This window comes from Halomonas sp. GXIMD04776 (genome assembly GCF_049808615.1).
GTDB lineage: Bacteria > Pseudomonadota > Gammaproteobacteria > Pseudomonadales > Halomonadaceae > Modicisalibacter.
In genome coordinates, this window is sequence record NZ_JBNCAN010000021.1 from 57,929 (window position 1) to 74,574 (window position 16,646).

Genomic DNA, 16,646 nt, shown 5'->3' on the forward strand with positions numbered 1-16,646 from the left:
TCAGATCGGATAAGGCGCGCATTATCGCACATTGCGGCGGCGCCCCTGCAACGGATGGCGCGACTCCCTGACAAGGATGCTTATGAGTACTTCTTCGGCTGATAGCAACAGTGCGGCTCGGCTGGCCTTCGTGGGCCTGGCCTTCGTCTTTCTTACCACCATGCTGGGTACGACCCTGCCGACGCCGTTGTATCCGGTCTATCAGCAGCAGTTCGGCTTCTCACAGTTCATGATCACGGTAATTTTCGCCGCCTATGGCGTCGGGGTGGTCGGCGCCCTGATCGTCACCGGGCGTTGGTCGGATCAACTAGGTCGGCGGCCCCTGTTGTTCGGCGGTCTGATGGCCGCAGCGCTCAGCGATATTCTTTTTCTGAGCAGCCAAGGGCTTTCCTGGCTATTGGCCGGGCGGGTGTTGTCGGGAATTTCCGCAGGCATCTTCACCGGTACGGCCACCGTGGCAGTGATCGAGCTGGCGCCAAAAGACATGAAACCGCTCGCTACCTTTGCCGCCACCGCCGCCAATATGGGTGGGCTGGGTCTGGGTCCGGTAGTGGCCGGCCTGCTGGGGCAATATGGAATATGGCCACTTCATCTTTCCTACCTGGTGCATCTGGGCCTGGTCGGCCTGGCACTGGTGGCGGTATGGCGTGCTCGAGAGACCGTCACGCGCTCTGCACATCCCCATCTCACCTTGCAGCGATTGTCGGTGCCTGGTGAAGTGCGCACCGTGTTCTTGCCCGCCGCTATCGCCAGCTTCGCCGGATTCTCGGTGCTAGGGTTCTTCACGGCCACCGCGCCCGCGTTCATGAGCGAGGTGCTGGGCTATTCGAACCTGGCGCTGATCGGGGCGGTGGCCGGAACCGCTTTCTTCGCATCGATTCTGGGACAGCGATTCCAGAATCGACTCGAGGAATCTCTGCGCCTGCCCTGGGGCTGCGTGTTGGTGATTCTTGGCGTGGGTCTGATCGGCACCGCCATCGCGATCGTTTCGCTCGGTATTTTCCTGGCAGGAGCCGTTGTCGCCGGGTTAGGTCAGGGCATTGCCTTGCGCGCCGGACTGGGCGCCATTACCGCCGCCTCCCCCGCCGAACAGCGTGGTGAGGTGACCTCGACGTTCTTTGTCGTGAGCTATGTTGCGTTATCGGTACCCGTGATGGGGATCGGTCTGGTGGCGCGCTTTGCGGGATTATCCGCAACCGGTATCGGTTTTGCCGGATTTGTGGCTCTTCTGGCGGTCGCTGCACTGGTATTATTGTTGAAACACCGCGCCAAGGCGTCGGCCCAGCCTGCGTCTCAATCCTCATCCAGCCAATCATCCTGTAGAGAGCCCTGACATGACCGCCACCACACTGCGTATCCGCCGCCCCGATGACTGGCACCTGCATCTGCGCGACGGCGAGGCGATGGCGACGGTGCTGCCCTATACCAGCGCTCTCTATGGCCGGGCCATCATCATGCCCAACCTGGCCACGCCGGTCACCACGGTGGCCGCAGCGAGAGCTTATCGTGAACGTATAGTGGCGGCCTTGCCGACCGGGCATGAGTTCACGCCGCTGATGACCTGCTATCTCAGCGACAGTGTGACCTCCCAAGACCTGGAAGAGGGCTTTGCCGAGGGTGTATTTACCGCCGCCAAGCTCTATCCCGCCAATGCCACCACCAATTCCGCCCTTGGCGTGCGCGACGTCAAGGCGATCTATCCGCTGTTCGAGACGATGCAGCGCCTGGGGATGCCGCTTTTGATCCATGGCGAGGTCACCCATGCCGAGGTGGATATCTTCGATCGAGAAAAGGTCTTCATCGACGAAGTGATGGAGGATATCCGGCATCAATTTCCCGAACTCAAGGTGGTCTTCGAGCACATCACCACCCGAGAGGCGGCGTATTACGTTCTGGAAGGCGACGACTATCTGGCGGCGACGATCACCCCGCAGCATCTGGCCCACAACCGCAACGATATGCTGGTGGGGGGCATCCGCCCGCACCTGTTTTGTTTGCCGATATTGAAGCGCGACATCCATCAGCGTGCTTTGCGTCAGGCCATCGCCAGCGGTCACCCACGCTTCTTCCTGGGCACGGATTCTGCGCCACATCTCGCCTCCGCCAAGGAGACGAGCTGCGGCTGTGCCGGGGTGTTCAATGCCCCATCAGCGCTTGAAACATACGCTACGGTATTCGAGGAAGAGCGCGCGCTGGATCACTTCGAAGCCTTCTGCTCGCTCAATGGCCCGCGTTTCTATGGGCTGGAGCCCAACGAGAATGTCATCGAACTGGTCCGCGAGCCCCATGACGTGCCGGAGACGATACGCTGTGGCAATGAGCACTTCGTGCCCTTCCAGGCGGGGGAGCGGTTGGCCTGGTCGGTGAGGCAACATTAAGCCTTAGGCCATGACTCAAACTCGCAAGACTCCGTCGGCGATGCATCCTCGCCTGGTCGAGCTCATCCTGGCCCTGGGGGGAGTTGGCATCGGCACCAGCGAATTCGCCATCATGGGGTTGATGGGCCGGGTCGCTGACGATCTCCAGGTGGCCGTGCCTGATGTCGGCTACGCGATCAGCAGCTATGCGCTGGGGGTGGTCGTGGGGGCGCCGCTAATCTCCGCGTTAGCCGCCCGCGTGCCGCGACGCGCCTTGCTCATCGGTTTGATGCTGCTCTTCGCGGTCGGCAACCTGGCAAGCGCCCTGGCCCCGAGCTTTGGCTCCTTCGTGCTGCTGCGCTTTGTGTCCGGCTTGCCGCATGGCGCCTACTTCGGCGTCGCCGCGCTGGTTGCCGCCGCCGCGGCGCCCATCGGCGAGCGCGCCAGCGCAGTGGGGCGGGTAATGTTGGGGCTCTCCACGGCCAACCTGATTGGCGCGCCGCTGGCCACCTGGGCCGGCAATCTGTTCGGTTGGCAGGTGGCCTTTGCCACCGTGGGCATGATCGCGCTACTCACTGCGCTGCTGATTCGCTTGTGGGTGCCGGTGCAGGCCGCCGACGCCAATGCAAGTCCGAAACGCGAAATCTCTGCCCTGATCAAACAGCGGGTCTTGTTCACCCTGGCGGTAGGATGTGTCGGTTTCGGGGGCATGTTTGCAGTGTTCAGCTATGTCATCCCCACCCTCACCGAGCAGGCCGGCATGCGTGAGGCGCTGGGTCCGCTGGTGTTGGCGGTGTTCGGTATCGGCACCATGCTCGGCAACGTGTTTGGGGCGCGTCTGGCGGACCGCAACCTGCTGCGCGCCATTCCCACCATCCTGATCTGGTGCTTGATCGTGCAAGGGCTTTTTTACTTTGCCGCCAACTCCGTGGGGCTGGGCATATTCTTCGTGGGGCTGGTGGGCACCAGCGTGGCACTGGGCCCGGCGCTACAGACCCGCCTGATGGACGTGGCGGGAAACGCCCAGACCATGGCCGCCTCGCTCAATCATGCCGCCTTCAACGGCGCCAATGCGATCGGTGCGGTGCTGGCCGGGGTTACGATCAAGATGGGTTTCGTCTGGTCCACCACCGGGTTGGTGGGCGCGGGGCTGGCTGCCGGAGGCTTGGTGATCTTCTATCTCGGACTCTGGGTAGAGCGCCGCAATCAGCCGACGGCTGATGAGGGATGAGGCGAGACGTATGCGTTAGGTCATTCGAACTTCTGGGCTGATCTACTCAAACGGATCGAGCAGTCTGACGCCGGTATCAGAGAAGTCGCGAATATTGCGTGTGACGAGAGTGAGGTCGTAGATCAAGGCAGTCGCGGCAATCTGTTTGTGTATCGCGTTTTCAGGATGTGGTACTCGCAAACTGCCCCATACGCGGGTTTCTTCTAAGCCAAATTCGAGTATGTTGTCCGCATATTGTTCCAATACATTTTGCAACCAGGACGCCAGCAATTCGGCCTGCTTCAAGTCGTCACGATGGCGAATAAGGTCGATTCCACGCTGCAGTTCGCCCACCGTGATCACGCTGAGATAGACGTTAACCTCTTGTTCGGCCAGTTGTTTGAAAAAGCGCATCACGCCGGCATTCGCGCGCCGCCCTTTACGCAGTTCACTGATCACGTTGGTGTCGAGCAGATACATCAATCGAACACGTCCGGTGCCGCCTCGTCTTGTACCCGAGCGAAATCCTCGTCGCGCCCTACCTCGGGGATCTGGCTCAGCACCTCGAGGAAAGAGCGTTTCTGAGGGCGTAGCAATACCTGCTCAAGGATACGACGATGCTCGGCCTCCGCGCTTATGCCGTGCTGGCTGGCTCGAACTTTCAGGGCATTGGCGATGCGGTCGTCGATATTGCGCACAATCAGATTTGCCATGATGGCTTTTTTCTCAAGAACATGACATGTCAGGAATGATAGCATTGCTATCATGCTTGGCAAGACAAGAAAGGAGCCGATCTCTATAGTCATAGAATAAGGGCGGCACTTTGGTCGCAGGGATCGCCGTTTTTATTGACATACCCTACTCACTGCACAATAACTAAGCCGTCTCGCCGACCGCGGGCCGCGGGCCAGCTCGCCAACATCGAATCCATCACCGCCGTGGTAATCGGGGTGATCTCGCTCTTCGGCGGTCGCGGTTCGATTCTCGGCACCCTGTTTGGCGCGCTCATCGTCGGCGTCTTCACGCTCGGGCTGCGGCTCCTCGGGGCCGACGCGCAGTGGACCTATCTGCTCATCGGCGTGCTCATCATCGGCGCGGTCGCGCTGGATCAGCGGATCAGGAGGGCGACAGTCTGATGCCAGCGCAAACTCCCATTTTCCAAGCCAAGAACCTCGTCAAGCGCTATGGTCGTGTCACCGCCCTGGACCATTGCAACTTCGAGCTCTATTCGGGCGAGGTCCTGGCGGTGATCGGCGTCAAGGAGAGCCGGCGGGTGCTGGAGCTCATCCTCGAAATGAAGGCACGCGGCATCCCGATCGTCCTCATCAGCCACAACATGCCGCATGTCTTCGAGGTGGCCGATCGTATCCATATTCATCGGCTCGGCAAGCGGCTTTGTGTGATCCAGCCCGACGATTACACGATGAGCGACGCGGTGGCCTTCATGACCGGCGCGAAGGAACCGCCACAACTGGCACAGGTGGTCTGATCGATGGCACCCGCATGCGCTGATAGCGCCACTGTTTTGGATCTGATTGCCAGGGTGACACGGCCCGGTCAGCGAACCCTCATCGGCATTGCCGGCCCGCCCGGTTCGGGCAAGTCGACGCTCGCCGAAGCCGTGGTCGAACGGCTGAACGCGAACACCGGGAATGAACCCCGCGCGGCGCTCCTGCCAATGGACGGCTTCCACCTCGAGAATGAGGTACTTGTCGAACAAGGACTGTTGTCGCGCAAGGGGGCGCCAGAAACCTTCGATGCTGCCGGGCTGGTGCGACTAGTGCGCCGCGTCAGGGAGGACGCCGGCGACATTCACTACCCGCTATTCGATCGCGCGCGTGACTGCTGCCTGCCAGACGCGGGCCTTCTGCAAGCGGAAACCCCGATCGTCGTGATCGAGGGTAACTATCTGCTGCTTGATGCGCCGCCCTGGGATGGGCTGACCGGGCTATTCGACGCCACCGTGTTCCTGGCACCGTCGATCGAGATCCTCGAGGGCCGGCTGATCGATCGCTGGCTGAGCTTCGGGTTTTCCCCCGAGGCCGCCGCGGAGAAGGTGCGCGGGAACGACCTGCGCAACGCGCGCCTCGTCCTCGACAGCAGTCGCGCCGCCGACCTGCTGCTGACCCAAAGCAGCAACTGAGCGGCGCCCATCAGGCCCATAAGCATCTGCTGGGTTGCATCATTTTCCCAGGATCGAGACACCAGTGATGGAACATTCAGGGGTTCATCAGCCGCGAGCGTAAATAGGCGTTTCTAGGCAGAAGCCCGATTTTCAAACCGAACGGGCGAAAGACCTGGTCGAGCAGCGCGAGCGATTGACGACCCTTTCCTATTTCTTCCCGCACACCAGAAATCACCATAGCTCCCATGTTGGCCGCCCAAGACTGCTTAGTGATAGCAGGGCGGTTGAAGATCGCCCTTTATCGATATAAATAGGCGAAAGGCTATACATGTTGCGTACTATATGTATAGTTTTTAGGAAAACCTATGCATATGATCCCGCTCGTGTATAGAAAGCACCAAAATCTATCATTGAGGCTGTCTGACTCATGACCCTCCTGATTCCAGAACTACCGCCAGCCAACATCGCTGAACTGGAGACCCGCGAGGTGCTGAAGAAAACCGCTGCGGCACACCGCTATTTGGCTGAGCTGAAAGGGGTCGCGGCTAGCATTCCCAACGAGGCCATCCTGATCAACACGCTCAGTTTGCAGGAAGCGAAAGACAGTTCGGAAATAGAGAACATCATCACTACGCATGATGAGCTCTACAAAGCCAACCTGTTTGCAGAGGCAATCACCAATCCTGCCACCAAGGAGGTACAAGATTACGCCTTTGCGCTTAAAGAGGGATTTCAGACGGTACGCCAGCAAAAGCTTATCCGCCTGGGAGACATCCTCAGCGTTCAGGAAAATCTGGAAAAGAATAACGCAGGGTTGCGCAGGTTCCCGGGTACGGAACTCAAGAACGCCCGAACCGGTGAAGTGGTCTACACTCCGCCACAACATGCGGACGACATCGAACGTCTGATGAATAACCTGGTGCAATACATCAATGACGATACGCTTTGTGATGCCGATCCGCTGGTGAAAATGGCCATTATCCATCATCAGTTTGAAAGCATTCATCCATTTTATGACGGCAACGGTCGTACCGGGCGCATCCTCAATATTCTGTATCTGGTGGCCAAGGATCTGCTTAACCTGCCAGTGCTGTACTTGAGCCGTTTCATCATTCGCCACAAAGCGGATTATTACCGCCAATTACAACAAGTGCGGGAAACTGGTCAGTGGGAGCCGTGGTTGCTGTACATGCTCGATGGCGTGATCGATACCGCCCAAAACACCATCAAGATGATCACCGAGATCAAGCAGCTGATAAGCCAATATAAGCACCGCATGCGTGATGAATTACCGAAAATATATCGTCAAGAGCTGCTGAATAATCTGTTTAATCATCCTTACACCAAAATTGATTTTGTGATGGATGATCTGGGCGTTTCACGTATTACCGCCACCAAATATTTGGAACAGCTAGTGGAAAATGAGTTTTTGCACAAAGAAAAAATCGGCCGAGGCAACTACTACATCAATCAGCCCCTGTGTGCGCTATTGATCGAACACGCCTGAGTGGCTATTCCGCATTTTCTTAGGAGCTCTAATGGCCAATAACGACATCGTTCAAAAACTCTGGAACCTCTGCGACGTTCTGCGCGACGACGGCATCAACTACAGCGATAAGGTAATGGCATGAAAGATCAGGCAACCCATGCGGAGCGGGTTCTGTCGTTTTGGCACAAGGTCGAGTTTTTCGAGTCGACCGAGCTTACGAATATCGAGCACGGCAAGGGCGCGATTCACTACCACAGCGATGAGCTACTAGACACTCCGGATGCGTTGCCATGGTTGAACCGCGAATATCTCAGGCGCGCTGGACAGCACTACCGACCGAGCATGCCCTATCGTTTCAAACTCTACCTCGGCCTTTTTAAGCGCTCCAGGATTTTCGAGATCGCCCGGGATGCCTACCCCGCTCAGGCGGACTCCTGGGTGGAGCGCCAGGAACGCAGCAACGATGGCGGGCTGACCTGTTCGCTCTCCGTGGACGTGGATGAGCAGGGCAAAGTCAATCCAGATAGTTTTGCTATCTCCACTGCACCCTGGGTGCTCGGCGCGCTCCAGCAAGGAAGATTGGATCAGGTCACCCGCGACGCCTTTGAAGCAGCCACCGAGGTGTTTCGTCAACGATTGACGACGATTTTAACGGTGGCGGATAACCTCAAGCAGGAGCATGGCCTGCCTCTCTTGCTAACCACCTTCGAGCTGATCGAGATTCTCAAGGCGATGGCGGTGTGGACCTCTTTTACGCCAGGAGACGATAAGGGCCCAGCCTTGGTGGTTCAGGTGTTATCGGCGAATAGGGCCGGTTGCGTTGCCAGTAGGCCGCAGGTGTCAGAAGAGGCGTGGCAACGCTTGGCTCATCTACCGCAGGCGTTGGATACCGCCTGCCAGGAAGATAAGCCTGACGAGGGGATCAGCGTCCAAACGGCGGAGGGCGAACCGCCAGCCACGCAAATCGACGAGCTGGCCATTCTCAACAGTTTCTTCATCGATGATCTTGAAACCGTCATCACGCATCTACGCAAGCATGGGCTGACCGAAGGCTCACCGCTTGCCTGCTATCTGCAAGGCGCCGGTGAACGACACCCCGACCTTTTGCTGACCGACGGACGTTCGCTGTTGATGCGTCAGCTTGCTCCGTCGCGTATGCCGTTGGGGCGCTGGCCGGATAAAGATGCGCATTCGATGAGTCTGATGCAGCAGTTCGCGATCAACTGTATTGATACGGATCTCGACGAGCGTGGACTCTACTCCGTGAATGGTCCGCCTGGGACGGGCAAGACCACTATGCTGCGCGATCTAGTGGCACGCAATGTGGTCAAGCGCGCGGGGGTGTTGTCGGAGCTCAAGTCGGTAGGCGAAGCTTTTGGCGAAGATCTTTGCGCCACCATTGATGGCGAACTGCGCACAATTAGAACGCTGATTCCAGCGCTGACCGGTTACGAGATGGTGGTGGTCTCGAGCAACAATGCCGCGGTGGAGAACATCACCAGGGAGCTTCCCCAGCGCAAGGCATTGGGAGATGCCTACCGCGAGATGGCCTATTTGAAGCCTGCCGCCCAGAAGCTCGCCGCTGAACACGCATTGAGAGAGGATGGTGAGGCGAGTCTCTTCTCGTTAAGCGAGGAGGAGGCATGCTGGGGGCTGATCGCTACTGCGCTAGGGAAAAGCGCCAACCGCAAGCGGTTTGGCGAGCGACTGTTCTTTAAACCCGTGGAAAGTTATCGTCCTGAAGGCGATGCCGAGCACTACCGCACCTTGATTCCGGCGCTCAAGGAGCTGGCAAGTGGGCGAGATACACAGCGAGATTTCAAAGACGCTCAGCGTGCCTTCAAAGTGGCGCGCGCCAAGGTTGGGCATATTTTGGAAGAATTGGAGCGCTTAATGGAACTAGAGCGTCAAGCCAAACAGATACAGACGCAGCGAGATCAGGTCGAACGCTACCGACTCGAGGCCGCACGACTGGAACTATGGCGTGCAAAACGACAGGCACGTCGGGTTGGGGTATGGCCGTTCAAGCATTATCTGGCACATTGGATGCTGCTTAGGCGCTTGCGCCAAAAGCAGGATCGAGCCGAGAAAACAGCGGCTCTAAGCAAGCAGCGCGCCGATGCGCTCGAGCGTCAGCTTGAAAAAGCGCGTAAAGAGAATGCGCACCTGCATGAGCGCTATAGCGATGCCTTACTACCCGATGAGGTGCTGGATCTGGAGGTGCCGGATATACAGCGCACCTCTTTTGGCCATTGCCAGATACTGAATCAGGCGCGAGCGCAGCTCACCGCTCAGGCCTTCGAACTGCATCAGGCTTGGCTGGTCGCGGCCTATGACGATAAATCTCAGCGCTTACATAAAACGCTGTTCTCGCTCATGCCGGCCATCAACAGCAGTGTACTCGATCGTGACGCAACCAGGGCCTTGTGGCAAATGCTGTTCATGATAGTGCCGGTGATTTCTTCGACCTTTGCCTCTGTCGCTAATCAGTTCCGAGCATTGAAAGAGGCCGAAATCGGTTGGCTGTTTGTCGACGAGGCGGGGCAAGCGACGCCGCAACAGGCAGTGGGCGCCCTTTGGCGTGCCAAGCGCGCGGTGGTAGTAGGTGATCCCTTACAAATAGAGCCGGTATTTACGGTTCCCCCGGAGCTGGTCGATACCTTGGCGAAAGGCGAGTTTGCAAATGAGTGGTATCAATGGTCGCCGACAGTGGCTTCAGTTCAAACCGTGGCGGACCGCGCGAATCCTTATGGGACTCACCAGATTGCCGATGATCTTTGGGTGGGGAGTCCGCTGCGGGTGCATCGGCGCTGCGATGAGCCGATGTTCAGCATTGCCAACGCCATCGCCTATAACGGCAAGATGCTGCATGGCAATCCTGCGCTGCCTGACGGTCCGGGACATAGCTGCTGGATTAACGTTGCCGGCCAGGTGAACGGCAAGCACTTTGTGCCGAGGCAGGCCGAATATGTGCATAAACTATTGTCTCAATATATTGCCCGCGAAAATGAGCCTCCTCAGGTCTATGTTATTTCTCCCTTCAAAGCCGTGGCACGCGGTGTCCGGTATTACCTCGAGCAACACCTGGCTGCTGAATGTTTTGGTGGACAAGACGCGTTACGCAGTTGGCTTAAAGAGCGTGTGGGTACGGTGCATACCTTTCAGGGTAAGGAGGAAGAAAGGGTCATCCTGATGTTGGGATTATCGGAAGATGCCCCGGGTGCCGCCGAGTGGGCGTCCAGCAAGCCCAACCTGCTCAACGTGGCGCTCACCCGAGCGAAGAAACGTATTTACGTGGTAGGTAGCGTCGATATCTGGGCGGGCAAGAAGTATTTTTCCGAAGCGCGGAGGCAATTGCCCGTTCATGATATCCAATAATCCTAATGTTTTAGGTATGCAAAATCAGCCCCTTCTTATGGCTGCGGAGAATTGAGGCGGGGATCGAGTGCAAAGGGCTCTTGTATGACGACCTCGTAAAGGCCTTCCGTGTTGTCGGGGTTCATCACGATGTTAAAGCTGAACTGTGAGACAGTGGACGGCACGATGATGAAAGGATGCCATGGTGCTCCATCCGGGTGAACAAGCAATACCGGCTTATTTTTCGCTGGGAGGGTGGTGTCGCCCAGGATACTTATCTAGACCCTCATGTGTATGAGGGCTAGCGGAGGAGATTATGAGGGATACAAAACGTGGTCCGGTGACGGTTGGCCAAATGCTGGTGACCAGAATTTCTGGAACCGATGCATATCGAGATCAGTGAACTGGCTGCAGTCATGGGTGTTCACAGAAATACCCTGAGCCGACTTGTGCATGATAAGGGGACCCTGACGGCCCCCATGGCGATTAAATTGGCTGCAGCGCTTGGTAACACCCCGGAATTCTGGCTGAACATTCAACATACGGTCGAGCTCTGGGACGTGCGCCACAATGCATGCGAGCAAGAGGCAAAGAATGTGAAACGAATTAAGCCTCACGTCGTCCATGCAAAGGCGATAGTAGGGTAACGGGCTGAACCACTGCGAGCGCGTATTGGTGCTGCGTTTTGATCTTCGCTTTCCTTACAGGCTGCATGATAGCGAACTGGGCAGTGACAATCGGAAGATCAACCTATTCCTACGCCACCTCTGCGAGGAAATCGACAAGGTTCACGCCAAGTATCCGATGGTAGTGCGGTATGTTTGATGTCGAGAGCAGGAAGATGCGCACAATTATAGGTTTTTCTAATTTTTGAGCGCTATGTTGCTCAAACAAGGAAGCATCTCAAAACATCCTGCGCGAACCCTGGTCTCCTGTTCCAGGAGTTGAGGGAGTACGAAGTCATCGTACGGTGTGGGGCCGACCGCTATGAAGACAACGAGCAGCGCAGCGGCTACCAGGGGACGCCAGCCGGAGACGCAGATGAGCGAGACGACCTTAATGTATCTGTGTTCTGCCAAAAGGTCGGTAAGCAAGGGATTTTAGCGTATCCCTGCTCGGTAGCTGTCGGGTTGAAGCCACAATTGATCGTTAAGGTCGCCTTGTAAATAGAACATTTGCGGTCGTTCACGGAAGTTGAAAAGGCGGTACAAGTAATAGCGAGATGGATACTGGCGCGAACACTCCAGCTCGTTGGGCGTGACAAAAAAAGCGCACTCCTTAGCAAAAGCAGTGGTTTTTACCTCAATCCAGCGTTCACGACCATCATTGCCAAATGAGCGAATATCGAAACCGAGGCCATCACCTTTAGTCTCGGCAACGTGCTCTACTGCCCTGGCCAATTCAGGAAAGCCTTGCGTATCTAGACGATGTTGTTCATAAGCTAGTACGAATCGTTCGCCCGCGTCGCCTAAGGTGCGATTACGCGTCTCGCGGGCTAGATAATCACACGTGATAGTGTAGCGCCCCGGTGCTTCTCGAGTGCCGGGACTTGTCGAGGGCGGTGGGACAACCACTCCATCGAGAGCATCGACTGATGCATCGATTGTCGGGCGGTCGGTAGCCAGGCGGGCTGCTTGATCGAAAAGCTCACTTTGCAATAGCCGTCGTTCGACGATCGTAGCCAGCAATGCTTGGTAATTTCCCATTGGCTTATAGCCCGCCACATAGGGGCAGTTAGCGTCACGCAAAACGGCACTAATATTCTGATGCTTATACTCGATAGCTGTCCTAGAGCGCTTCGACAAGCGAGAGGCCAATGCTCGATTGAGTTCAGCCTTGTTGTAGCGCTGGTTGCCCAATTCAGCGATTAACATCTGTCGGTAAGTGTCGACGGTGGCCTCGATTTCGTCAGTAGACCAGGAAATTCCACGGCTCATAGCTTTCACTCAATATTTTGAATCTGCTCCCGCATCTGCTCGATCAGTACCTTCAATTCCACCGCGCAGCGGGTGCTTTCGGCGACGACCGACTTGGAGGATAGCGTATTGGCTTCGCGGTTGAGTTCCTGCATCAGAAAGTCCAGGCGGCGTCCGACCGGGCCTTTTTGCGTGAGCTGGCGCTCGACTTCGATGACGTGGGTTTCGAGGCGGTCGAGCTCTTCGTCGACGTCCGCCTTCTGGGCGAGCAGGGCGATTTCGGATTCTAGGCGCTGGGGGTCGAGGTCGGCCTTGAGGGTGGCCAGGCGTTCCGTGAGCTGGGCGCGTTGACGCTCGAGTATCGAGGGTAGCAGGGCACGCACTTCAGCGACTTGAATGCGTACGCCCTCTAGACGCTGGCCAATCAGCTCAGCCAAGTGCTCACCTTCCCGGGCACGTCCGGCGATCAGATCGGAAAGTGCTGCCTCGAACAGGGCGTTGGCTTCTTTCTTGACCGCATCTAAATCGGCCCCATGAGTCTCGACCACGCCGGGATGATCCAGCAGCGCCAGGGCATCGGGAATCGGCGCCTCGGGTACTTCGGCACGAATGTCCTGCAAAGCGCGGGCGAGTTCCACCAGGCGAGAGCGGTTGACGGTGAGAGACTCGCCACTGGCGGCGGGGTCGAAGCGCAAGGTGCATTCCACCTTGCCTCGGGCCAGACGATTGCGCAGGGCGTCGCGAAAGAGGGGCTCGAGATCGCGCAGAGCGTCCGGCAGACGGAAGTGTGGCTCCAGATAGCGCTGGTTCACCGAGCGCAGTTCCAGTTGCAGGCTACCCCAAGTGGCTTCCCGGGTCTGACGGGTGAAGGCGGTCATGCTGTAGGCCATGCGTGCTCCTTGAATAAGGCGACTTACGCAGGTATCACTGATCCTGCAACCGGCTTGCAATGAATAAAGCATCGAGTGTAACGGATTCAAGCAGGGCTGACGTGTAGAATGGCGCAACGCTTTCCAGTGAAACGCTCAGAGGAATTATGCACGCAGTCAGACGCCCCAGTGGACGCCAGCCCGACCAGACTCGCCACATCACCCTGACCCGAGACTACACCCGTCATGCGGAGGGCTCGGTGCTGGTTGCCTTCGGTGACACCAAGGTGCTGTGTAATGCCAGTGTCGAGGCGGGTGTTCCCCGCTGGTTACGCGGTAAAGGCCAGGGCTGGATCACTGCCGAATACGGCATGCTGCCTCGAGCGACTCATACCCGGGGCGGTCGCGAGGCAACGCGTGGCAAGCAGGGCGGCCGCACGTTGGAAATTCAGCGTCTGATTGGTCGTTCGCTACGGGCGGCGGTGAATCTCAAGAAGCTGGGGGAATATACCATCACTGTCGATTGCGATGTGATCCAGGCCGATGGTGGCACCCGCACCGCTTCGATCACCGGCGGTTGCGTGGCACTGATCGACGCCATCCGCTATCTGCAGCGCGAAAAGCTGATCAAGGGCGATCCGTTCAAGGAACTGGTCAGCTCGGTCTCGGTGGGTATGCTTCGTGGCACGCCGGTGGTGGATCTGGATTATCCCGAAGATAGCGGTGCCCAGACGGACATGAACGTGGTGATGACGGAAAGTGGCGGATTGATCGAGGTGCAGGGCACCGCGGAGACGACGGCCTTCTCCCGGGCCGAACTCGATGCCATGCTCGATCTGGCCGAAAAGGCCGGCGCCGAGCTGTTCGAGCATCAGCGCGAGGCGCTGGGGTTGCGTAGCTGATTTCGTCGTTTGATCTTATCCAAGCGAACGTAGAATGCCGGCTCATAAGCCGGCGTCTTGTTTAGCACGACGAAAAGCCGTGGCTACAGCTCGAGGTCGTACTCGACGATCAGCGGGGCGAACTCCGAGAAGGTCGCGTCGTAATCGATCCAGGCGTCCACCACGTGACGGCGGAAGTTGGGTCCGACCAGCTGATAGTCGATGCGCCAGCCTTCCTGACGACCACGTGGCACATCCTGGTCGAGCTTGGGCCACCAAGTGTACTCTCCGGCATCGCGGTTGATCTCGCGGAAGGTGTCGATGAAGCCAATGGGCCCGAACACCTGATCCATCCAGGCGCGCTCTTCCGGCTTGAAGCCCGGCGTCGTCTGGTTATCCGCCCAATTGGCCAGGTCCAGGGTCTTGTGAGCGATATGCCAGGTGCCGCAGATAATGTACTCACGACGCTTGCGCGCCATCTTGCCCAGGTAGTCCTGATACTGGCCCATGAAGGCCTGCTTGGCGGCTTGGTCGCTGCCATCGGGCATCAGGAAGCTGGCGATGCTGAAGCGGTCATAATCGGCCTGTAGAAAGCGTGCCTCAACATCGCACTGCTCGAAGCCCAGGCCGTACATGATGGCCTTGGGAATCTTGCGGCAGTAGAGGCCGACGCCCGAGAAACCATCCTGCTCGGCATCGAGGAAGTAGCCCTCGTAGCCGGAAGGGTAGAGAATGCTGTCATCGAGCTCGAAGCTTTTGGCCTTCAGGTTCTGCACGCAGACGACGTCGGCATCCTGTTCGTCGAGCCAATCGAGGAAGCCTCGCTCGACCGCTTCGCGAATTCCATTGACGTTGATGCTAGCGATTTTCATACATGGTCCCTTTTTCGTCGCGCGTGTATCATACCCGAGCTTTAGACGTTTGGGTAAATAGCGCTAATCAATCTCTATGACAGGAAGGCTCGTGAGCGGTCATATGCAAGCGTATCAACGAGAGTTCATTGCCTTTGCCATCGAGCAGGGCGTGCTCAAATTTGGTGAATTCACCCTGAAATCCGGCCGCGTCAGCCCCTATTTTTTCAACGCCGGCCTGTTTCGCAGCGGCGCGGCGCTGGCCCGGTTGGGACGCTTCTACGCCCAAGCGATCATCGATAGTGACATCAAGGCCGATGTGTTGTTCGGTCCGGCCTATAAGGGGATTTCTCTGGCGTCCGCCACCGCTATCGCCCTGGCCGACCATCATGATCGCGACCTGCCTTTCGCCTTCAATCGTAAGGAAGCCAAGGGTCACGGCGAAGGCGGCAACATCATTGGCGCCGAGCTCGAGGGGCGTATTCTGATCATAGACGATGTGATCACCGCTGGAACGGCCATCGGCGAAGTCATGCAACTGATTGATGCCGCTGGTGCCCAGGCTGCCGGAGTGATCATCGCGCTGGATCGTCAGGAGCGTGGCCAGAACAGTGAGGCCCATAGCGCCATTCAGAATGTCGAGACGCGCTATCATATGCCGGTAATCAGTATCGTCAATCTCGATCAGGTGCTGGAATATCTCGAAGAGCACGCCGGTGATGCACTTGCCGGACATGCCGATGCGATTCGCGCCTATCGTCGCGAATACGGTGTTGCGCGGGTCGATTGAAGGGTCGGCCATGCTGCTAACGGCTCCAGGTGATCGGAGCGTCACGTTATTCAACTGCGAGGGGGACCTCTCATGTTCAAGCCATTCTTTTTTGCACTCACGGCCAGCGTTGCTCTGCTTGCCAGCCACTCGGCCATGGCGCTCAGCGTCTCTGCCAATGCCAGTGGCGATGCCTATGGAGTCGATGTCAGCCAGAGGATCCTGCCGACCCTGCGCGCCGGTGTGGGCTACTTTACCTCCGACGATAGCGGGGGCGATGTCGATGTCTATAACGCCTCCTTGATGTTCTCGCCCTATCTGCCGGGCATCGACCTCTCGCTGGGCGGACGCTATCAATACCTGGACTCCGATTACGGTGATGGCGGCGGCCTTGGTCTCGGAGGCTCAGCCTTTGTCGATACACCGATTCCATTGACCTCGATAGGCGGCTATGGTTTCTACACCCCGGAGGGACTTAGTCACGGCGATGTCGAAAAGAGCTACGAATACGGCGCCCAGGCGCGGGTCGAACTCTTCGCACAGACCTACGTCTACGGTGGGTATCGTTACTATCGCACCGACTTCGATGATCGTGGGGGTGAGACGCTCGACAGTGGTCCGGTGCTCGGCATCAGTGCCGGCTTTTGAACCGATGCCCCTGGACTTTCAACGCACGTTATCGTCGGCGCCCATCAAGGCGCCGACATGATTCGCAATATTGCGCTTGAATCCTGGAGTATCGCGAGGTAGACGCCGATAAAAAGCCTCAGAAGTATGGGGCAATCATATGTACGTATCGGGTGCCATGACATCTCACCTGAT

Annotated in this window: 18 protein-coding genes; 13 read left to right on the forward strand and 5 right to left on the reverse strand. The window is 57.7% G+C overall.

All coding sequences use genetic code 11. The annotated features are described in order from the left end of the window. Nucleotides 1-82 precede the first annotated feature (82 nt). From ACPF7Z_RS14500 to ACPF7Z_RS14510, 3 genes are read left to right on the forward strand one after another with little or no spacing between them, the layout of a single operon-like run. The gene (locus ACPF7Z_RS14500; protein WP_425193963.1) at nucleotides 83-1,333 is read left to right on the forward strand and encodes an MFS transporter; all 1,251 of its coding nucleotides are present in this window, start codon (nucleotides 83-85) and stop codon (nucleotides 1,331-1,333) included. 1 nt (nucleotide 1,334) lies between these two features. Next, nucleotides 1,335-2,378, forward strand: coding sequence for a dihydroorotase (gene pyrC / locus ACPF7Z_RS14505; protein WP_425193964.1), 1,044 nt, complete (start codon nucleotides 1,335-1,337; stop codon nucleotides 2,376-2,378). 10 nt (nucleotides 2,379-2,388) lie between these two features. Further along, the gene (locus ACPF7Z_RS14510) at nucleotides 2,389-3,588 is read left to right on the forward strand and encodes an MFS transporter (RefSeq protein ID WP_425193965.1); all 1,200 of its coding nucleotides are present in this window, start codon (nucleotides 2,389-2,391) and stop codon (nucleotides 3,586-3,588) included. A gap of 42 nt (nucleotides 3,589-3,630) precedes the next feature. Here the strand turns inward: ACPF7Z_RS14510 and ACPF7Z_RS14515 are convergent, their stop codons facing one another. Next, nucleotides 3,631-4,047: a type II toxin-antitoxin system VapC family toxin gene (locus ACPF7Z_RS14515; protein ID WP_425193966.1), complete on the reverse strand. Its 417-nt coding sequence runs from the start codon at nucleotides 4,045-4,047 to the stop codon at nucleotides 3,631-3,633. Further along, the gene (locus ACPF7Z_RS14520) at nucleotides 4,047-4,280 is read right to left on the reverse strand and encodes a FitA-like ribbon-helix-helix domain-containing protein (protein ID WP_425193967.1); all 234 of its coding nucleotides are present in this window, start codon (nucleotides 4,278-4,280) and stop codon (nucleotides 4,047-4,049) included. The genes ACPF7Z_RS14515 and ACPF7Z_RS14520 overlap by 1 nt, the downstream gene beginning before the upstream one ends. A gap of 135 nt (nucleotides 4,281-4,415) precedes the next feature. Between ACPF7Z_RS14520 and ACPF7Z_RS14525 the strand changes: the two genes are divergently transcribed. From ACPF7Z_RS14525 to ACPF7Z_RS14555, 7 genes are all read left to right on the forward strand, one after another. After that, the gene (locus ACPF7Z_RS14525) at nucleotides 4,416-4,703 is read left to right on the forward strand and encodes an ABC transporter permease subunit (RefSeq protein WP_425193968.1); all 288 of its coding nucleotides are present in this window, start codon (nucleotides 4,416-4,418) and stop codon (nucleotides 4,701-4,703) included. Then, on the forward strand, nucleotides 4,703-5,056 hold the full coding sequence (locus ACPF7Z_RS14530; protein WP_425193969.1) for a hypothetical protein: 354 nt from the start codon (nucleotides 4,703-4,705) through the stop codon (nucleotides 5,054-5,056). The genes ACPF7Z_RS14525 and ACPF7Z_RS14530 overlap by 1 nt, the downstream gene beginning before the upstream one ends. Nucleotides 5,057-5,059: 3 nt before the next feature. Next, the gene (locus tag ACPF7Z_RS14535) at nucleotides 5,060-5,710 is read left to right on the forward strand and encodes a nucleoside triphosphate hydrolase (protein ID WP_425193970.1); all 651 of its coding nucleotides are present in this window, start codon (nucleotides 5,060-5,062) and stop codon (nucleotides 5,708-5,710) included. 409 nt (nucleotides 5,711-6,119) lie between these two features. Beyond that, complete coding sequence (locus ACPF7Z_RS14540; RefSeq protein ID WP_425193971.1) at nucleotides 6,120-7,199, forward strand: Fic family protein; 1,080 nt, start codon at nucleotides 6,120-6,122, stop codon at nucleotides 7,197-7,199. A 120-nt stretch (nucleotides 7,200-7,319) separates the two neighbouring features. Continuing rightward, nucleotides 7,320-10,559 carry an AAA domain-containing protein gene (locus ACPF7Z_RS14545; protein ID WP_425193972.1) on the forward strand — a complete coding sequence of 1,080 codons (3,240 nt, stop codon included), beginning with the start codon at nucleotides 7,320-7,322 and terminating at the stop codon, nucleotides 10,557-10,559. Nucleotides 10,560-10,735: 176 nt separating this feature from the next. Next, nucleotides 10,736-10,843 carry a type II toxin-antitoxin system RelE/ParE family toxin gene (locus ACPF7Z_RS14550; RefSeq protein ID WP_425193973.1) on the forward strand — a complete coding sequence of 36 codons (108 nt, stop codon included), beginning with the start codon at nucleotides 10,736-10,738 and terminating at the stop codon, nucleotides 10,841-10,843. Nucleotides 10,844-10,912: 69 nt separating this feature from the next. Further along, complete coding sequence (locus ACPF7Z_RS14555; RefSeq protein WP_425193996.1) at nucleotides 10,913-11,185, forward strand: HigA family addiction module antitoxin; 273 nt, start codon at nucleotides 10,913-10,915, stop codon at nucleotides 11,183-11,185. A gap of 453 nt (nucleotides 11,186-11,638) precedes the next feature. On the opposite strand, the gene ACPF7Z_RS14560 is transcribed toward ACPF7Z_RS14555, so the two are convergent. Then, nucleotides 11,639-12,475: a DUF3883 domain-containing protein gene (locus tag ACPF7Z_RS14560; RefSeq protein WP_425193974.1), complete on the reverse strand. Its 837-nt coding sequence runs from the start codon at nucleotides 12,473-12,475 to the stop codon at nucleotides 11,639-11,641. Nucleotides 12,476-12,480: 5 nt separating this feature from the next. Beyond that, nucleotides 12,481-13,344, reverse strand: a complete 864-nt coding sequence (locus ACPF7Z_RS14565; protein WP_425193975.1) for a YicC/YloC family endoribonuclease — start codon at nucleotides 13,342-13,344, stop codon at nucleotides 12,481-12,483. Between the two features lie 146 nt (nucleotides 13,345-13,490). Between ACPF7Z_RS14565 and rph the strand changes: the two genes are divergently transcribed. Further along, on the forward strand, nucleotides 13,491-14,225 hold the full coding sequence (gene rph, locus ACPF7Z_RS14570; RefSeq protein WP_425193976.1) for a ribonuclease PH: 735 nt from the start codon (nucleotides 13,491-13,493) through the stop codon (nucleotides 14,223-14,225). 83 nt (nucleotides 14,226-14,308) lie between these two features. Here rph and ACPF7Z_RS14575 read toward each other — a convergent pair whose 3' ends face one another. After that, a complete protein-coding gene (locus tag ACPF7Z_RS14575; RefSeq protein ID WP_425193977.1) occupies nucleotides 14,309-15,076 on the reverse strand; it encodes an exodeoxyribonuclease III in 768 nt (255 codons plus the stop codon). Nucleotides 15,077-15,179: 103 nt separating this feature from the next. Between ACPF7Z_RS14575 and pyrE the strand changes: the two genes are divergently transcribed. Together pyrE and ACPF7Z_RS14585 are read left to right on the forward strand one after the other, a co-directional pair. Beyond that, complete coding sequence (gene pyrE / locus ACPF7Z_RS14580) at nucleotides 15,180-15,845, forward strand: orotate phosphoribosyltransferase (protein WP_425193997.1); 666 nt, start codon at nucleotides 15,180-15,182, stop codon at nucleotides 15,843-15,845. A gap of 72 nt (nucleotides 15,846-15,917) precedes the next feature. Further along, nucleotides 15,918-16,472, forward strand: a complete 555-nt coding sequence (locus tag ACPF7Z_RS14585; protein ID WP_425193978.1) for a YfaZ family outer membrane protein — start codon at nucleotides 15,918-15,920, stop codon at nucleotides 16,470-16,472. The last annotated feature ends 174 nt before the right edge of the window (nucleotides 16,473-16,646 follow it).